Below are 14,536 nucleotides of genomic sequence, written 5' to 3'. Positions count from 1 at the left end.
GTCATGTCCTTGCCAAAACCGAATTGGGGATGGGCTTCGCTGCCATTCCTGCTGTTGATCTGGATGGCCCTGGCCAGCCGCTTTCCCACCTACATCCTGCCGCAGCCCTGGGATGTGGCGCGCGAAGCGCTGCGTTGGCTCAGCGACAGTTCGCTGTGGCAGCACCTCAGGGCGAGCGTCCTGGAGGAAGTCGGCGGCTTCTGTGCGGCGGTGCTTGTCGCGATCGTGCTGGGCACGGCCGGCGGCTTGTCTTCGCGCTTTCGCGATTTCATCTCGCCGCTCAACAGCCTGTTCATGGCGATCCCGCCGATAGCCTGGGCGCCGCTGATCATGATCATTTTCGGCCTGGGTTATGTCTCCATTGTGCTGGTGATTTTCATTGCCGCGATGTTCCCCATGGCGGTGACCATCCAGGAAGGCGTACAGAGCATTCGCGGTGGCGAAGTCCGCGCGGCGCGCACCTTGGGCGCCAACCCCTGGCAATTGCTGGCCCACGTTTACCTGCCGGCCTCATTGCCCTTCGTGACGGCGGCCTTGCGCATCGGTTTCAGCCAGGGCTGGCGGGCACTGGTCGCCGCAGAAATGATCGGCGCCTCCCAGGGCATCGGCTGGATGGTCTCCACCGGCGGGCAGATCGGCAACAGCAGCCAGGTGCTGCTGGGCATCGTGCTGATCGGCCTGATTGCCTGGCTGATGGAGAGTTTTGTGTTCCGGCGCATCGAGCGCCACTACCAGAAATGGCGCGTGCAGTAAGCATCGTCCTTTGCTTTCAAACCTTCAGTGGACCACTGCACGAGGTGTCATGTGAGTAACGTATTCGATCCCCGCGAAGCCGGGCATTACATCGCCCCCCAAGGCCTCTACGAGCGCAACAAGAAACGCCCGTTCCTCGGTAGCATCGACTGTGACCGAGACACGCTGATTGCCGGGCAATGGGATGAAATCACCCTGGTCTACGAGGTCGGCGGCAGCGGCCTGGCGGATGGCGCCTGGTTGAAACTGGCGTTCAAGTTCTACTCCGATTGGGCACTGTTCCAGACCTCGAACCCGGCCGGTCCCAACTACGTCAGCGCCGAGTACCAGGCGGGCGAGTTGGTCCCCGGGCAGAGCCAGGCCACCGTGCAGCACCTGAAAGTGCGCTTCGACCAGAAGGGCCACGAACGGCCGTTCCAGAAAGCGATCATCATCGACATCATCGACGGCTACCTGAATCCCGGCGACAAGATCACTATTCGCCTGGGCGACCGTCGCCAGGGCGGGGCGGGCACGCGGGTGCAGAGTTTCGTCGAGAAAGACTTCCGTTTCCGGCTGTTTATCGACCCCTTGGGCAGCTCGAAATTTGCCGAGGTGCCAGGCGATCCGTTGCTGAACATCGTGCCGGGACCGGCGCAGCGTGTGCAACTGATTGTGCCGCGCCTGATCAGCGCCGGTGAGGCGTTCGATGTGCTGCTGCGGGTCGACGATGCCTGGGGCAACACGTGCCGCAACCTGCCGCTCAACGGGGTGCTGACCCTGGTTGATCCGGAAGGCGGCGAGCGCCAGCAAGCGTTTACCCTGGCCAATGAAGGGTGGTCGACGGTGCGGCTCGAGGGGTTTGACCTCGGGGCGGTGGGCGAGTGGCGTTTGTCCGCCGAGGTGCAGGCGCCCGGCGTGCGTGGCGCCCAGGCGTTTGTCACGGTTGACCCGGCCGGCAGCGCATTGCGCCCGCTGTACGCCGACCTGCATGTGCACTCCGATGACACCGTGGGCACCAACGACACGCTCTACAACCTCAGCTATGGCCGCGATGTCGCCGGCCTCGATGTGCTCGGCTACACCGCCAACGACTTCAATATCACCGAGCAACGCTGGGATCAGGCGGTGAAGCTGATTCACGAACTCAACGAGCCCGGCCGCTTCGTCTGCTACCCCGGCACCGAGTGGTGCGGCAACTCCTGCGCGGGCGGCGACCGCAACGTGGTGTTCCTGCATGATCGCAAGCCCGAGTTTCCGTTCGATAACCAGGGGCGCCTGGTGCGCTCGTTCGAGTGGAACGAGTTCACTGCGGGCACCATCAAACCGGGGGCCTGGCCGGTGGACGAATTGTACGCGGCCTATGCAAAAGACCCGGAAGGTCACCTGATGATGCCCCATGTCGGCGGGCGCCGTTGCAACCTCGACTGGCACCATCCGGAGCTGGAACGCTTGATCGAAGTCGGCTCTGCCTGGGGCCAGTTCCATTGGGTCTACGCCGAAGCCCTTCAGCGTGGCTATCGGGTCGGCGCCGCGGCGAACAGTGATGAGCATCAGGGCCGTTGCGGCGGCGGGGTTCCGGCCACGGCGGTGTTTGGCTCTCGCGGCGGGCTGACCGGTGTGATTGCCGAGTCTTTCGATCGTTCGAGTGTCGGCAAGGCCCTTCGCGCCCGTCGCACCTTTGCCACGACGGGCGAGCGTGCGTTTGCCAGCCTGCGCCAGGGCCAGCATTTCATGGGCGAGGTCTTCACGGCCGATTCGAATGCCACCCTGGACTATCGATTGCTGGGTGAGGCGGGCTGGGAGCAGGTGGACCTGTTCGACGGCGATAAACTGATCTGGTCGCGCAACCTGCATCAGGAGCTGGGGTTTTCCGCCCAACGCATCCGGCTGCGCCTGGGCGGCGCACGCATCAAGGACCGTTATCGCGGCGCGTACTGGACCGGCGAAATCCGGGTGACGGGCGCGGTCATCAATGGTTTTCGCGCCCTGGGCCTCGATCATCCGGAGCAAACCGTATGGCGCAAGGACGCCACGACCCTAGCCTTTCGCACCGACACCAACGGCGACACCGACAGCATCGAAATCGACCTGTCGCAATTGGCCGGCGCGAGGTTGCAGGTCCGCAGCCGCATCGACAACTACATCAAGGTCGGCGATCCATCCGAACCGCAGCCCTACGTGCATGCACCGACGGTGCTGATGGAACTGTCCGGCGAAGAACTGCTGGCGCAATCCCAGGTGATCGAAGAGCTGCCCGGGGCTGAACTGAAAGTCTCCCTGGAAAGGACCACCGCCGAAGCGCTGCCCCGTGAACTGCAGGGGCAGATCGAGCTGGCACCACTCAATCTGCAAGCGGGTCGCGAGCATCCGTTGTTCATCTGCGCGCGTCAACGCGACCAGTCCCGGGTCTGGACCTCGGCGCTGTTCCTCACGCTTGCTTAAGGCCGCCGTGTTCGAACCCGTTCGAGAGCGCGCAAAGAACCCTGTGGCGAGCGGGCTTGTTGTGGCGAGCGGGCTTGCCCCGCGTTGGGCTGCGCAGCAGCCCCAAAACCAGGCGCAGAGGCGTGCCTGATACACCGCATTCGTCTTCATCAGGGGCTGCTTCGCACCCCAACGCGGGGCAAGCCCGCTCGCCACAGGAGGCCGATTCAATCCAGGCATTGCGCCCCGGCTAGATTGCTGTGGGCTTCGGTGCGTGCAGCCGCAAGGATTCTGCAGTACCTGGTGAGGGCAACGCGGCCTCGATCAGTTCGATCCAGTGCCTGACCGGGGTGCGTCCTGCGCCGTCGAGGTGGGACTGGCAGCCGATATTGGCGGTGACGATGACGTCGGGGTGGCCGCTTTCCAACGCATTCAGCTTGTTATCGCGCAGTTGCCGCGACAATTCGGGCTGGGTCAGCGAATAGGTGCCCGCCGAGCCGCAGCACAGGTGGCCGTCGGGAACCGCGGTCAGGTTGAAGCCCAGGCTTGTCAGCAGGGTTTCAACGGCGCCGCCGAGTTTTTGCGCGTGCTGCAAGGTGCAGGGGCAGTGGAACGCCAGGCGCTGGTCGCTGTGTACGCCGAGCTTATCCAGCGGCTCGCCACGCAGCACTTCAACCAGGTCCCTGGCCAGGGCACTGACCCTTTGCGCCTTGTCGGCATACGCCAGGTCGGTGCTGAGCAGGTGGCCGTAATCCTTGATAAAGGCACCGCAGCCGCTGGCGGTTTGCACAATCGCCTCGACCCCGTTTTCAATGCTCGGCCACCATGCATCGATGTTGCGCCGGGCGCGCTCAAGGCCCATCGCCTGAGCGTCAAGGTGATAGTCCACGGCACCGCAGCAGCCTGCCTCGGGGGTGGATATGACGCTGATCCCCAGGCGATCCAGCACCCGCGCCGTGGCGGCGTTGGTATTGGGTGACAGGTGCGGTTGCACGCAGCCCTCAAGCATCAATACCCGGCGGGCGTGGCGCGTGGTCGGGCGCGGTTTGGGCGGGTAGACGCGGCGAGGCAACTTGGCCTGCAAGGTGTTGGGCAATAAAGCTCGAAATAGCTGGCCACTGCCGATCAGCAGGTTGAACAGCGCGGGATTCGGAACGACGCTGCGCAACCCTTCGCGCAGCAAACGCTGACTGAGCGGGCGTTGCACTGCCGCGTCGACCACCGCCCGGCCGATGTCGAGCAAGTTGTGATAGTCGACGCCGGAGGGGCAGGTGGTTTCGCAGTTACGGCAAGACAGGCAACGGTCCAGATGCTCCTGGGTCTTGCGCGTGACTTCATTGCCTTCGAGCACCTGCTTGATCAGGTAGATACGCCCCCTCGGGCCATCCAGTTCATCGCCCAGCAGTTGATAGGTCGGGCAGGTGGCATTGCAAAAACCGCAGTGCACGCAACTACGCAGGATGCTTTCGGCTTCTTCGGCGCGAGGCAGTCGGCGGGCGTCTTCGCTCAAGGTGGTCTGCATGGTTCAAAGCTCCGCGTACAGGCGACCGGGATTGAAGATGCCCCGGGGATCGAGTTGCTGCTTCAGGTTCCGGTGGTAGCGCATCAACGTGTCGGGCAGCGGTTGGAAGGGACTGTCGATCAGGCCCGGGTGGTAGCAGGTCCCATGCCCGCCGGCTTTTTCGACCACCGCGCGAATGACGCTCGCGTCGGCGTCGGATTTGAGCCAGCGCTGGGCGCCACCCCAGTCGATCAATTGGGTACCTGGCAGCGACAATCGGGGTGTGTTGTGCGGCAAGGACAGGCGCCAAAGGGGCTGATCCTCATCGAAAAAAAACAACCGGTGTTCGTTCAGGTCTTGCCAGTAGGTCGCGTCCAGCAACTCGCCGCCCAAGCGCTCATGGGCCGCCGCCACCGAGCCTTCACCCCCTTCGAGCCGTAGGTGCAGGCGCTGGCCATCGTGACACGCGGCGCTGATCGGCAGCGGTTGCTGCCCCCATTCCGCCAGGCGCAGCAAGGCACGGTCGGTGTCCATTTCCAGGCTGATACTCAAGGTTTGCCGTGGTTTGGGCAGGACCTTGAGGGACACTTCGGTCACCACCCCAAGCGCGCCGTAACTGCCGGCCATCAAGCGCGACAGATCGTAGCCGGCGACGTTCTTCATCACCTCGCCGCCGAAGCGCAAATGCTTACCCTGTCCGGTGATGACCCGCGTCCCGAGGACAAAGTCGCGGACCGATCCTGACCAGGGACGCCGCGGCCCCGAGAGTCCGCAGGCAATCATGCCGCCGACGGTGGCGTGCTCACCGAAGGAGGGTGGTTCGCAAGGCAGCATCTGTTGCGCGGCGTCCAGCACTTCTGCCAACTCCGCCAATGGCGTGCCGCAACGGGCGGTGATCACCAGTTCCGTCGGGTCGTAGCTGACGATGCCCCGGTGGGCGCGGGTGTCGAGGACTTCCCCGGTGACTGCGCGGCCGAGGAACGCCTTGCTGTTGGAGCCCTGGATACGCAGCGGCGTGGCGTCGTTCAGCGCCTGGTTGACCTGCTCCAGCAGCGCTGCGCTGGCGTCGATAGGGTGTTCGCTGCGCATCAGAAACGCTCCAGGTCGGGGAAGGGCATCTGACCCAGATGAACGTGCATGGCGCCAAACTCGGCGCATCGATGCAACGTCGGGATGTTCTTGCCGGGGTTGAGCAATCCGCCCGGGTCGAAGGCGGCTTTGACGGCGTGGAACACGGTCAGCTCATCGCTATTGAACTGGGCACACATCTGATTGATCTTCTCGCGGCCCACACCGTGTTCACCGGTAATGCTGCCGCCGACCTTCACACACAATTCGAGGATCTTGCCGCCCAGGGCTTCGGCGCGGTCGAGTTCGCCCGGTTGATTGGCATCGAACAGGATCAGCGGGTGCATGTTGCCGTCGCCGGCGTGGAAAACATTCGCCACCCGCAGGCCGTACTCGCTGGATAACGCCGCGATAGCGTGCAGCACCCCAGGCAGTTCGCGACGCGGGATCGTCCCGTCCATGCAGTAATAATCCGGTGAGAGGCGGCCCACCGCCGGAAACGCATTCTTGCGCCCGGCCCAGAAACCCACGCGTTCGGCCTCATCCCGAGCCTGGCGCACTTCGGTGGCGCCGGCCTGTTCCAGCACCTGGCGCACGCGGTGGCAGTCGTCGTGGACGTCGGCTTCCACGCCATCGAGTTCACACAACAGAATCGCTTCGGCGTCCACCGGGTAGCCGGCGTGAATGAAGTCTTCGGCGGCGCGAATGGCCAGGTTGTCCATCATCTCCAGGCCGCCCGGGATGATGCCGGCGGCAATGATGTCGCCCACCGCACGGCCAGCCTTTTCGACGCAATCGAAGGCGGCCAGCAGCACTTTGGCGGTTTGTGGTTTGGGCAGCAGCTTGACCGTGACCTCGGTGATCACCCCGAGCATGCCTTCGGAGCCGGTGAACAATGCCAGCAGATCGAAACCCGGAGAGTCGAGGGCCTGGGAACCCAGGCTCACGTGTTCGCCGTCGACGGTCAGGATGTCGACCTTGAGCAGGTTGTGCACGGTCAGCCCGTACTTCAGGCAATGCACGCCACCGGCGTTTTCCGCCACGTTACCGCCGATGGAACAGGCGATCTGCGAGGAAGGGTCAGGCGCGTAATACAAGCCAAATGGTGCAGCCGCCTGGGAAATCGCCAGGTTGCGTACCCCCGGCTGAACCCGGGCGGTGCGGGCGGCGGGGTCGATGTGCAGAATGTTGTTGAAGCGCGCCATCACCAGCAACACGCCTTTTTCCAGCGGCAGCGCACCGCCGGACAACCCGGTGCCCGCGCCGCGAGCCACCACCGGTACACGCCGCTCATGGCAGACTCGAAGCACGCCCTGGACCTGATCGATGTGGCGCGGCAGCACTACCAGCATGGGCGTGGTGCGATAAGCCGAGAGTCCGTCGCATTCGTACGGCTTGAGCGCTTCGCGCTGGTGCAGGATTTCCAGGTCAGGCAAGCGAGTCTGCAGGGCGTGCAGGAGTGCCTGTTTGTCGACGTCAGGCAGGACGCCGTCGACGCGTTCATCGTAGAGAATGTTCATAGTCGGTAGGCAACCCTCCGTTGTTTTTAGTCGAGGTCTGTTCCGATGCAGCTGGCTAGCATCATTTGCCTGGATCACTTATTCATTTTAGGAATAAGCATAATAAAATATAGTCCTTGATCGTATTAGTCATCATGCTACCTTGCTGTCACCGGACCGCCGGATATGTTCAATCCTATTGTTATGGTACGACTATGTCCGGCGCCCGAATCTTCCAAATCAGCCTTGAGGCTCTGTCACATGACGGCGCCCATGTCGCGATTTCTCACGCCGACAATATCAGCACCCGTCCTTTTTCCTCCATTGCCGTTCCATCCGTTACCGGCAAACCTCTCCCTTGTCAGGCCAACAGCGAAGCCTGCAGTGCAATCAGCGAAGGCTTGGCGTTTCTTCTCTACGCCATGTGAATCGTCGTTGTTGCGCACTTCCATACCGTTAGTCCAACCAATCATCTTCAGGTAATCCCGGTTTATGGGTTGCAGCTTGAAGTGTGAGTGATTGGGCGCCCGTTCCGAGCACGTTCTATCGCGACTGACAACAATGCCAAACTATTTGGATGACGCTCATCGAGCGGAAATCGTCAAGCTGAGCACTACCCTGACCAGTAAAACCGAATGGCCCACCTGGCTTTTGTTAGTCGGGTTTTATCTGGCCTGGGCGTTTATTGTTTTTTATGGGCAAGTACTTGGCGAAGTATTCAGCCTTGTCCTGCTGGTGCCACTGGTTGTGCTGTGGATGTCGATTCAGCATGAGCTTATCCATGGTCATCCAACCCGTTGGCCCGCCATAAACAAGGCCTTGGGATTTCTGCCATTTGCCGTGTGGTACCCCTACGACATTTATAGGGACACCCATTTGGCACATCACAACGACGAAGTGCTGACGGTACCCGGGCAAGATCCGGAAAGTCGTTATGTCAGCGGTGCTTTTTGGTTGCGCTCGCCTCGATATATCAGAACGTTGTTATGGGTAAACAAGACCGTGGGCGGTCGTTTGCTTATGGGCGCGCCATTGGCGGTGACGGCCCTTGTGGGTAGCGAAATCAGAGGGCTGTTTCATACCGGTCGAATCGCTTGGCGGATGTGGGCCGCGCATCTACTCAGTGTTGGCGTAGTGCTGGCTTTGGTTGAGGAATACAGCGCCATCAGTGCCATACAGTACTTATTCCTGGTTTCGTTGCCGGCTTTGTCGATTGCCATGATCAGGTCGTTTTACGAACATCGTCCGTCAACGTATCCGGAACACCGCACGGTTATCAATGAATCGTCGGGGCTGTTGAGTTGGCTGTTTCTCAACCTCAATCTTCACCTGGTTCATCACGATCTTCCCGGTTTGCCCTGGTTTTACTTACCAAGGGTGTATAGAGCCAGGCGTGAACAATGGATCGCGCGAAACAATGGCTATGTCATTCATGGCTACTTCCAGTTATTGCAGAAACATCTGGTCAGTCCCGTGGATTGTCCTCGCCATCCTGCTGAGCACTAACACTAGGCAAGCTAATATGGGCGTCGGAAAATGATACGTTTTGAAGCCATCAGGAAAACTCATAAAGGCAGCCCGCGAATGGCCGTGAGCGATTTAACGCTTCACGTCCGGGAGGGGGAGATCTGTGTATTTGTCGGGCCGAGTGGCTGCGGCAAAACCACCATTTTGCGCATGATCAACCGGCTGGATACCCAGGACAGTGGCCGCATCTGTGTCAACGGCGTGGCGACCGATGAACTTGACGTCGTTACGCTACGCCGCGGCATTGGTTTCATGATGCAGAGCGCCGCCTTGTTTCCTCACCAGACGGTTGCCGAAAATATTGGCGCAGTCCCACGGCTGCTCGGCTGGAGCAAACATAAAATCCGCCAGCGCGTGAGCGAACTCATCTCCCTGGTTGGGCTTCAGCCGGAATTTCTGGACCGCTACCCTAATCAGCTCTCGGGCGGGCAGCAAAGTCGTGTCGCCCTGGCAAGGGCATTGGCCTCGGACCCACCGGTTGTATTGATGGACGAACCCTTTGCCGCGCTTGATCCGGTGATACGCGAGCGACTGCAGGATGAACTGGTTGCGCTTCAGAGACGTTTGCATAAAACCATTATCCTGGTGACCCATGATATGGAGGAGGCCATCAAGATTGGTGATCGGATTGCGATCTTCGAGGGCGAAGGGGAACTTGTTCAGTTCGATACCCCTCACAACATCCTTGCCCATCCTGCCAGCGAGTTTGTGAGGAACTTTATCGGCAAAGATCCGCTGTTAAAAAGACTTTCGCTGATGAAGGTTTCTGATCTTCCGGTGGATGAGGTCAGTTGTGAATTCAAACTTCTACTGGATGACAAGTCCAACCCGTTGAAGTGGGTCAGTGACTCGGACATGCCTGTTCCGGAGCTGACAACAGTGTCGAGTCACGACTCGTTGCATCACGCACTGGTTAAGATGCTAACGGCGCCTATGGGTGTGGTTGTTCGCGTGGACGAGGCCGGCGGTTACGAAGGTTGCCTGTCGATTGCCAGCCTTCACAGCGCACTTAATGAACGCCGCTTCGGAAGTGCGCAATGATTGACTGGTCCTGGATCGTTGAAAACTGGCAGCAGATCGGCCAGCTGTTAGTCGATCATATTCAACTGGTGACCCTGGGCCTGTGTATAGGGATGCTGTTAGCGGGTGCAATGGTGCTCTTGGCGTTATGGCAGCCAGGATTGGCGCGGCCGATGATTTATGTCTGCGGCCTACTTTTTACCATTCCGTCGCTGGCACTGTTTATTTTGATAATGCCTTTTACCGGTTTATCCAAGACCACGGCGGTCATTGGTTTGAGCCTGTATGCCTTGCTTATTGTGTTACAGAACACCTTGGCGGGACTTGCGAGTAACCCTGCCGACGTATTGGAGGAAGCCCGCGCGCTCGGGTATACGCGCATGCAGAGATTCCTCGGGGTTGAACTCCCACTGGCGCTGCCTGCGTTATTGGCAGGCTTACGAACAACCTCGGTCACGTTGGTGGGGCTGGTGACGGTTACTGCCTTGATTGGACAAGGTGGACTGGGCCAGCTGTTCATTACCGGGCTGGCTCAAAGTTTCACTACCCCTGTGGCAGTCAGCCTGGTCCTGACCGTGATGTTGGCGTTATGTTTTGATTTTCTGTTTTATTCAATTAATAAATGGCTGGTGCCTTGGGTGCGCTGATGAACATGATCGCGGGTGTCTACCTTTGGTTTTCTCTTCCGGATAATTGGTTGGGTGAAAACGGCATACTGACTCGGCTGGCAGAGCATATTTATTATGTGTCTTTGAGCCTGGTTATTGCTTGCGCAATAGCGTTGCCGCTTGGCGTACTTTTGGCTAACTACCGTAAAGGTGCGCAGGTGGCGATAGGGCTGTTCAATATTGGGCGAGCATTACCGTCCCTGGGTATTGTGATACTTGCAATCATGCTTATTGGCTATGAAACCAGCACGGTGATTATCGCGTTGGTGACCATGAGCATCCCGCCGATATTAACCAATACCTATGTTGGCATCGATCAGGTGGATTCATCCCTGAAGCAGGCTGCCAGATCGATGGGCATGCGCAGAGGGCAGATGTTTTTTCAGCTCGAGTTGCCGCTGGCTTTTCCGTTGATCTTTGCAGGGTTCCGATCAGCCCTGGTGCAACTTATCGCCACGGCCACCATCGCCGCGTATGCAGGCTTCGGCGGGCTGGGCAGGTTTCTGATTGATGGACTGGGCCGAAATGATACGCCGCAAATCATTGGCGGCGCACTGATGGTGTCGGCACTGGCGATTGTCAGTGAGTGGGTTTGTTCAATGATAGAAACATTCATGGTTAGAAAATGGCGCGCGGGGAAAATCGAACTAAGCGCTACATGACCTGAGGCATTTGAAAGTGTGTATTAACTCTGCAGAGGTGCAAACCCACATGAAAAACAAACAACGTTCGAAGGCTCGCTCAGCGCACGCGGTTTCATTGTTGCTGGGGTTAGGCTTGCTGGTGGGCAGCGCGTTTGCCAGCGCTCAGTCCATCACCATTGGAGGGGCCAATTTTTCCGAGCAGACGATTCTCGCCAACATCTATGCGTCAGCCTTGAAAAATCAAGGGATAGACGTCAAGACCCGACTCAATCTGGGCAACCGCCAGATCATCGCCCAGGCCCTGGAAAACGGCGATATAGACGTCGTCCCCGAATACCTGGGGTCACTGTTGAGTTTCTATGACGACAAGACCGCCCTGACCAGCCAAAAGGAGATCCTCAGCGCTTTGCAACAGAAGTTGCCGGCGGACCTCCAGTTGCTTGAACCTTCGTCCGCGGGCTCCATTACCGCTTGGGCCGTCACCCAAAAGACCGCAGAAAAGTACAACCTGCGTACCTTGTCCGACCTGGCGCCCGTCTCGCGAGATTTCACCCTGGGCGGGCCTCCCGAAGTCGCCACGGCTGCGTTAGGCCTGCCCGGGTTGAAGGCGGTCTACGGCATCAACTTCAAGAGCATCAAGTCGCTGGACATGGGCGGGCCCTTGTCGCGGCTGGCGTTGAACTCCGGTGCTATTGACGTGGCCACGGTGGTCTCCACGCAAGGCATCCTGGCGAAAGAGCCTTGGGTTGTCCTCGAGGACGACAAGCACCAACAGCCCCTGCAAAACATCACGCCACTGGGTCGCAAGGCGTTGCTGACCCCGGAAGTCACCCAGGTGCTCAACGAGGTCTCTGCAAAACTGACCGATGACGACCTCAAGCAACTCAATCGCCTGGTTGATATCGATCACAAGGACCCCGCGAAAGTCGCGGCGCAGTGGGTCGCCGAACATACCGTCAAGACGGCCCAGTGAAAATCAATGCGACGTGGGTAAGGTCGCGGAGGCGTTATGTCGAATAAAAGTATGATTTTGAATTTGTTCTTTTTTAACCCCCAGGGCGATCATCGTTTTTCCTGGCGCCACCCGCTGGCACCGACCCAAGAGATATTGACCCTGGGTTACTACGTAAAACTGGTGCAGGCGGCGGAGGCGGCGAAGTTTGATGCGGTTTTTGTTGCGGATCACGTTGCGGTCTGGGATTCCGTGGCCAGCGGGCTGAGGCACTATGCCAACGCCCGCCTGGAACCGATTACGCTGTTGTCCGCACTGGCTGCGGTTACCGAGCACATCGGGCTGATGGGCACGGCTTCGACTTCCTATAACGAGCCCTTCAACCTCGCGCGCTATTTTGCTTCGCTGGACTACCTCAGCGCAGGGCGAGCCAGCTGGAATATCGTGACGTCCTGGCTGGAAGAAGAAGCTTCGAATTTCGGATTGTCAGGCGTGACGAAACACGGTGATCGTTATCAGCGGGCCGAGGAATTCATCCAGGTCGTCAAGCAGCTTTGGGACTCCTGGGAGGAGGGGGCGCTTGAATTTGACAAGGGCACCGGCGCCTTTGCCGACCCCTCGAAAATTCACCCGATTAATCACAAAGGCGCGCATTTCAGCGTACGTGGGCCGCTTAACGTGCCGCGTCCACCCCAGGGCCACCCGGTCCTTGCCCAGGCGGGTTCTTCTGAAGCCGGCAAAAACCTGGCCGCCGCCCATGGGGACGTACACTTCTGCTTTATCAATTCGGTCGAGGAGGGACTGGCGTACAGGGCCGATTTGAATCGCCGACTCGAGTTGAAGGGCAGGCATTCCAGTGATCTGAAAATCATCACCGGCGTGCTGCCGGTGGTGCTCGGGGATGAGACTGAGGAGGAACGACGTCGGCACCTGGAGGACAGCCTGATTATCGATGCGGTGGCGATTGACCTGGTCTCCAGCTACACCCGCCTGGACCTGACAGGACTATCGCCGGACGGTCCGTTGCCAGCGTTGCCGGATGAGTCCGAGTTTGATGGCATTCGAACCGAGCTGGCCCTGCTCAAGCAGTACGACACTTCCCTGTCCATCCGCGAGATAGGGCGCCGGTTGGTCAAGAGCTCCAGCACCTGGCTGTTGATCGGAACGGCGGAGCATATTGCCGACAAGCTTTCAGCGTTATACGAGTCGAATGCCGTCGATGGCTACAACCTCATGTTTCCGTTTTTGCCCACTGACTTCGAAACCTTCACCCGTGGCGTGGTGCCTCTGCTCCAAGCCCGAGGGGTGTTCCGCCAGGAGTATGAGCCCGGGACACTGAGGGATCGCTTGGGCTTGAAGACGCCGGCCAACCGTTTCCTGCTGTGAGCAGTATCAATCGCACCCTCTGAATGGATGTCATATGACCAGCGATCTATCCATGTACCTCGCTCCCGCCGGGGTTCTACACGCACAGGATGCCTGGCTTGAGCGCATCCTGGCGATTCTCGGCGAGCGCCGTGGGCAAACACAGATCGTTGATCTTGCGGCGCACTGGCTTTCCCCGGATCTGTTGTTATCCCAGACCTGCGGCTATCCATTCGTTACGTCGCTGCGGGGAAAGGTAAAGCTGGTAGGGCGCCCGAGCTATGAGCTTACCCATGGCTCTGGAGGGGACCATTGCAGTGTGCTGCTCTGCAGGGCTGATTCGGCCGTGACTGACCTGGCGGGTTTCCAGGGCAGCCATGGCCTGATCAACGCCCCGGATTCCAACTCTGGAATGAATTTATTTCGCCACACGCTGGCCGGGATCAGTGACCGAGGTTTCTTCTCGAAACTCACCTTCACCGGATCCCACAGGGAGAGCCTGCGAAGGCTTAGAGAAGGCGAGGGTGATTTGGCTTCCATCGATAGCATCACCTACGACTATCTTGCGAGAGATAACAGTGCCGAGATCGAAGGCCTCAGGATCTTGACACGAAGTGTGCGCAGTCCCTGCCTGCCTTACATCACCTCGATTGGTCAGGACGCCGTTTCAATCAGGAACGCAATGAACGAAGCCTTGGAGCAGCTTCCTGAGGTGTCCCGTGACCTGGCGATCAAGGAAGTCCTGCCCGCCAGTGAGGCTGACTATGAGTGTCTCCTGGAATATGAGCGCAGTGCGGCCAGTCGCGGCTTTTCGTTTGTAGCGTCCTGAGCGGCCCCATCTCAAACACCTGCTATGCAAAGGCCAACCCTTGATCTGCGTGCACACAGCCTGGGTGGAAATACCGTAGCGATCGTGCAACGACGGAAGCGCACCCGCATCGAAAAACGCGTCCGGCAACAGCTGACAGGGATTGACAGGGGAGACGCCCACGCTCGGTGGAGCGGGGTGTTTTTGGCCGGTCAGATTGAAGCCCCTTGGCTTGGAGGCCGCCGTTAGTGAGCTAGAGAGTTCGATGGCGGGGTACGGCGTTTGCACAACACGTCGAAAAAACTGATTGGGGGAGGAGTTTGACCCT

General features: G+C 59.5%; 13 protein-coding genes. 9 read left to right on the top strand and 4 right to left on the bottom strand.

Annotation, left to right across the window (positions count from 1 at the left end; all coding sequences use genetic code 11):
- The first annotated feature begins 3 nt into the window (after positions 1-3).
- Complete coding sequence (locus Q8X51_RS24560; protein WP_065927692.1) at positions 4-753, top strand: ABC transporter permease; 750 nt, start codon at positions 4-6, stop codon at positions 751-753.
- 51 nt (positions 754-804) lie between these two features.
- Positions 805-3,177 (top strand): hypothetical protein, encoded by a 2,373-nt coding sequence (locus tag Q8X51_RS24555; RefSeq protein WP_074846655.1) that lies wholly within the window; start codon positions 805-807, stop codon positions 3,175-3,177.
- A 229-nt stretch (positions 3,178-3,406) separates the two neighbouring features.
- Here the strand turns inward: Q8X51_RS24555 and glcF are convergent, their stop codons facing one another.
- The 4 genes from glcF to Q8X51_RS24535 form a co-directional block, all read right to left on the bottom strand.
- Positions 3,407-4,678: a glycolate oxidase subunit GlcF gene (glcF, locus tag Q8X51_RS24550; protein ID WP_407694520.1), complete on the bottom strand. Its 1,272-nt coding sequence runs from the start codon at positions 4,676-4,678 to the stop codon at positions 3,407-3,409.
- A 3-nt stretch (positions 4,679-4,681) separates the two neighbouring features.
- Positions 4,682-5,746, bottom strand: a complete 1,065-nt coding sequence (gene glcE, locus Q8X51_RS24545) for a glycolate oxidase subunit GlcE (RefSeq protein WP_407694519.1) — start codon at positions 5,744-5,746, stop codon at positions 4,682-4,684.
- A complete protein-coding gene (glcD, locus tag Q8X51_RS24540; protein WP_315872626.1) occupies positions 5,746-7,245 on the bottom strand; it encodes a glycolate oxidase subunit GlcD in 1,500 nt (499 codons plus the stop codon). Before glcD ends, glcE begins: the two co-directional genes overlap by 1 nt.
- 236 nt (positions 7,246-7,481) lie before the next feature.
- A complete protein-coding gene (locus tag Q8X51_RS24535) occupies positions 7,482-7,676 on the bottom strand; it encodes a hypothetical protein (RefSeq protein ID WP_315872625.1) in 195 nt (64 codons plus the stop codon).
- A 109-nt stretch (positions 7,677-7,785) separates the two neighbouring features.
- On the opposite strand from Q8X51_RS24535, the gene Q8X51_RS24530 reads away from it, so the two are divergent.
- From Q8X51_RS24530 to Q8X51_RS24500, 7 genes are all read left to right on the top strand, one after another.
- Entirely contained in the window at positions 7,786-8,730 is a 945-nt protein-coding gene (locus tag Q8X51_RS24530; RefSeq protein WP_137211792.1) for a fatty acid desaturase, read from the top strand.
- Between the two features lie 78 nt (positions 8,731-8,808).
- Positions 8,809-9,792 carry an ABC transporter ATP-binding protein gene (locus Q8X51_RS24525; RefSeq protein WP_407694518.1) on the top strand — a complete coding sequence of 328 codons (984 nt, stop codon included), beginning with the start codon at positions 8,809-8,811 and terminating at the stop codon, positions 9,790-9,792.
- The gene (locus Q8X51_RS24520; protein ID WP_053187665.1) at positions 9,789-10,418 is read left to right on the top strand and encodes an ABC transporter permease; all 630 of its coding nucleotides are present in this window, start codon (positions 9,789-9,791) and stop codon (positions 10,416-10,418) included. Before Q8X51_RS24525 ends, Q8X51_RS24520 begins: the two co-directional genes overlap by 4 nt.
- A complete protein-coding gene (locus Q8X51_RS24515) occupies positions 10,418-11,101 on the top strand; it encodes an ABC transporter permease (RefSeq protein WP_053188504.1) in 684 nt (227 codons plus the stop codon). Before Q8X51_RS24520 ends, Q8X51_RS24515 begins: the two co-directional genes overlap by 1 nt.
- 49 nt (positions 11,102-11,150) lie before the next feature.
- The gene (locus Q8X51_RS24510; RefSeq protein WP_315872621.1) at positions 11,151-12,056 is read left to right on the top strand and encodes an ABC transporter substrate-binding protein; all 906 of its coding nucleotides are present in this window, start codon (positions 11,151-11,153) and stop codon (positions 12,054-12,056) included.
- A 36-nt stretch (positions 12,057-12,092) separates the two neighbouring features.
- Entirely contained in the window at positions 12,093-13,421 is a 1,329-nt protein-coding gene (locus tag Q8X51_RS24505; protein WP_092484037.1) for an LLM class flavin-dependent oxidoreductase, read from the top strand.
- A gap of 34 nt (positions 13,422-13,455) precedes the next feature.
- Positions 13,456-14,229, top strand: a complete 774-nt coding sequence (locus tag Q8X51_RS24500; protein ID WP_407694517.1) for a phosphate/phosphite/phosphonate ABC transporter substrate-binding protein — start codon at positions 13,456-13,458, stop codon at positions 14,227-14,229.
- The last annotated feature ends 307 nt before the right edge of the window (positions 14,230-14,536 follow it).

Source organism: Pseudomonas sp. Yb2C2 (assembly GCF_052112325.1).
Lineage (GTDB): Bacteria > Pseudomonadota > Gammaproteobacteria > Pseudomonadales > Pseudomonadaceae > Aquipseudomonas > Aquipseudomonas marginalis.
The sequence above is the reverse complement of the archived record's forward strand: the minus strand, read 5'-3'. Positions and strand labels throughout refer to the sequence as shown.

Coding starts and splice junctions, on each gene's coding strand:
- Q8X51_RS24525 (WP_407694518.1), top strand. CDS start 8,809: ATGGCCGTGAGCGATTTAACGCTTCACGTCCGGGAGGGGGAGATCTGT.
- Q8X51_RS24515 (WP_053188504.1), top strand. CDS start 10,418: ATGAACATGATCGCGGGTGTCTACCTTTGGTTTTCTCTTCCGGATAAT.
- Q8X51_RS24510 (WP_315872621.1), top strand. CDS start 11,151: ATGAAAAACAAACAACGTTCGAAGGCTCGCTCAGCGCACGCGGTTTCA.
- Q8X51_RS24520 (WP_053187665.1), top strand. CDS start 9,789: ATGATTGACTGGTCCTGGATCGTTGAAAACTGGCAGCAGATCGGCCAG.
- glcF (WP_407694520.1), bottom strand. CDS start 4,678: ATGCAGACCACCTTGAGCGAAGACGCCCGCCGACTGCCTCGCGCCGAA.
- Q8X51_RS24500 (WP_407694517.1), top strand. CDS start 13,456: ATGACCAGCGATCTATCCATGTACCTCGCTCCCGCCGGGGTTCTACAC.
- glcD (WP_315872626.1), bottom strand. CDS start 7,245: ATGAACATTCTCTACGATGAACGCGTCGACGGCGTCCTGCCTGACGTC.
- Q8X51_RS24505 (WP_092484037.1), top strand. CDS start 12,093: ATGTCGAATAAAAGTATGATTTTGAATTTGTTCTTTTTTAACCCCCAG.
- Q8X51_RS24560 (WP_065927692.1), top strand. CDS start 4: ATGTCCTTGCCAAAACCGAATTGGGGATGGGCTTCGCTGCCATTCCTG.
- glcE (WP_407694519.1), bottom strand. CDS start 5,746: ATGCGCAGCGAACACCCTATCGACGCCAGCGCAGCGCTGCTGGAGCAG.
- Q8X51_RS24530 (WP_137211792.1), top strand. CDS start 7,786: ATGCCAAACTATTTGGATGACGCTCATCGAGCGGAAATCGTCAAGCTG.
- Q8X51_RS24535 (WP_315872625.1), bottom strand. CDS start 7,676: ATGGAAGTGCGCAACAACGACGATTCACATGGCGTAGAGAAGAAACGC.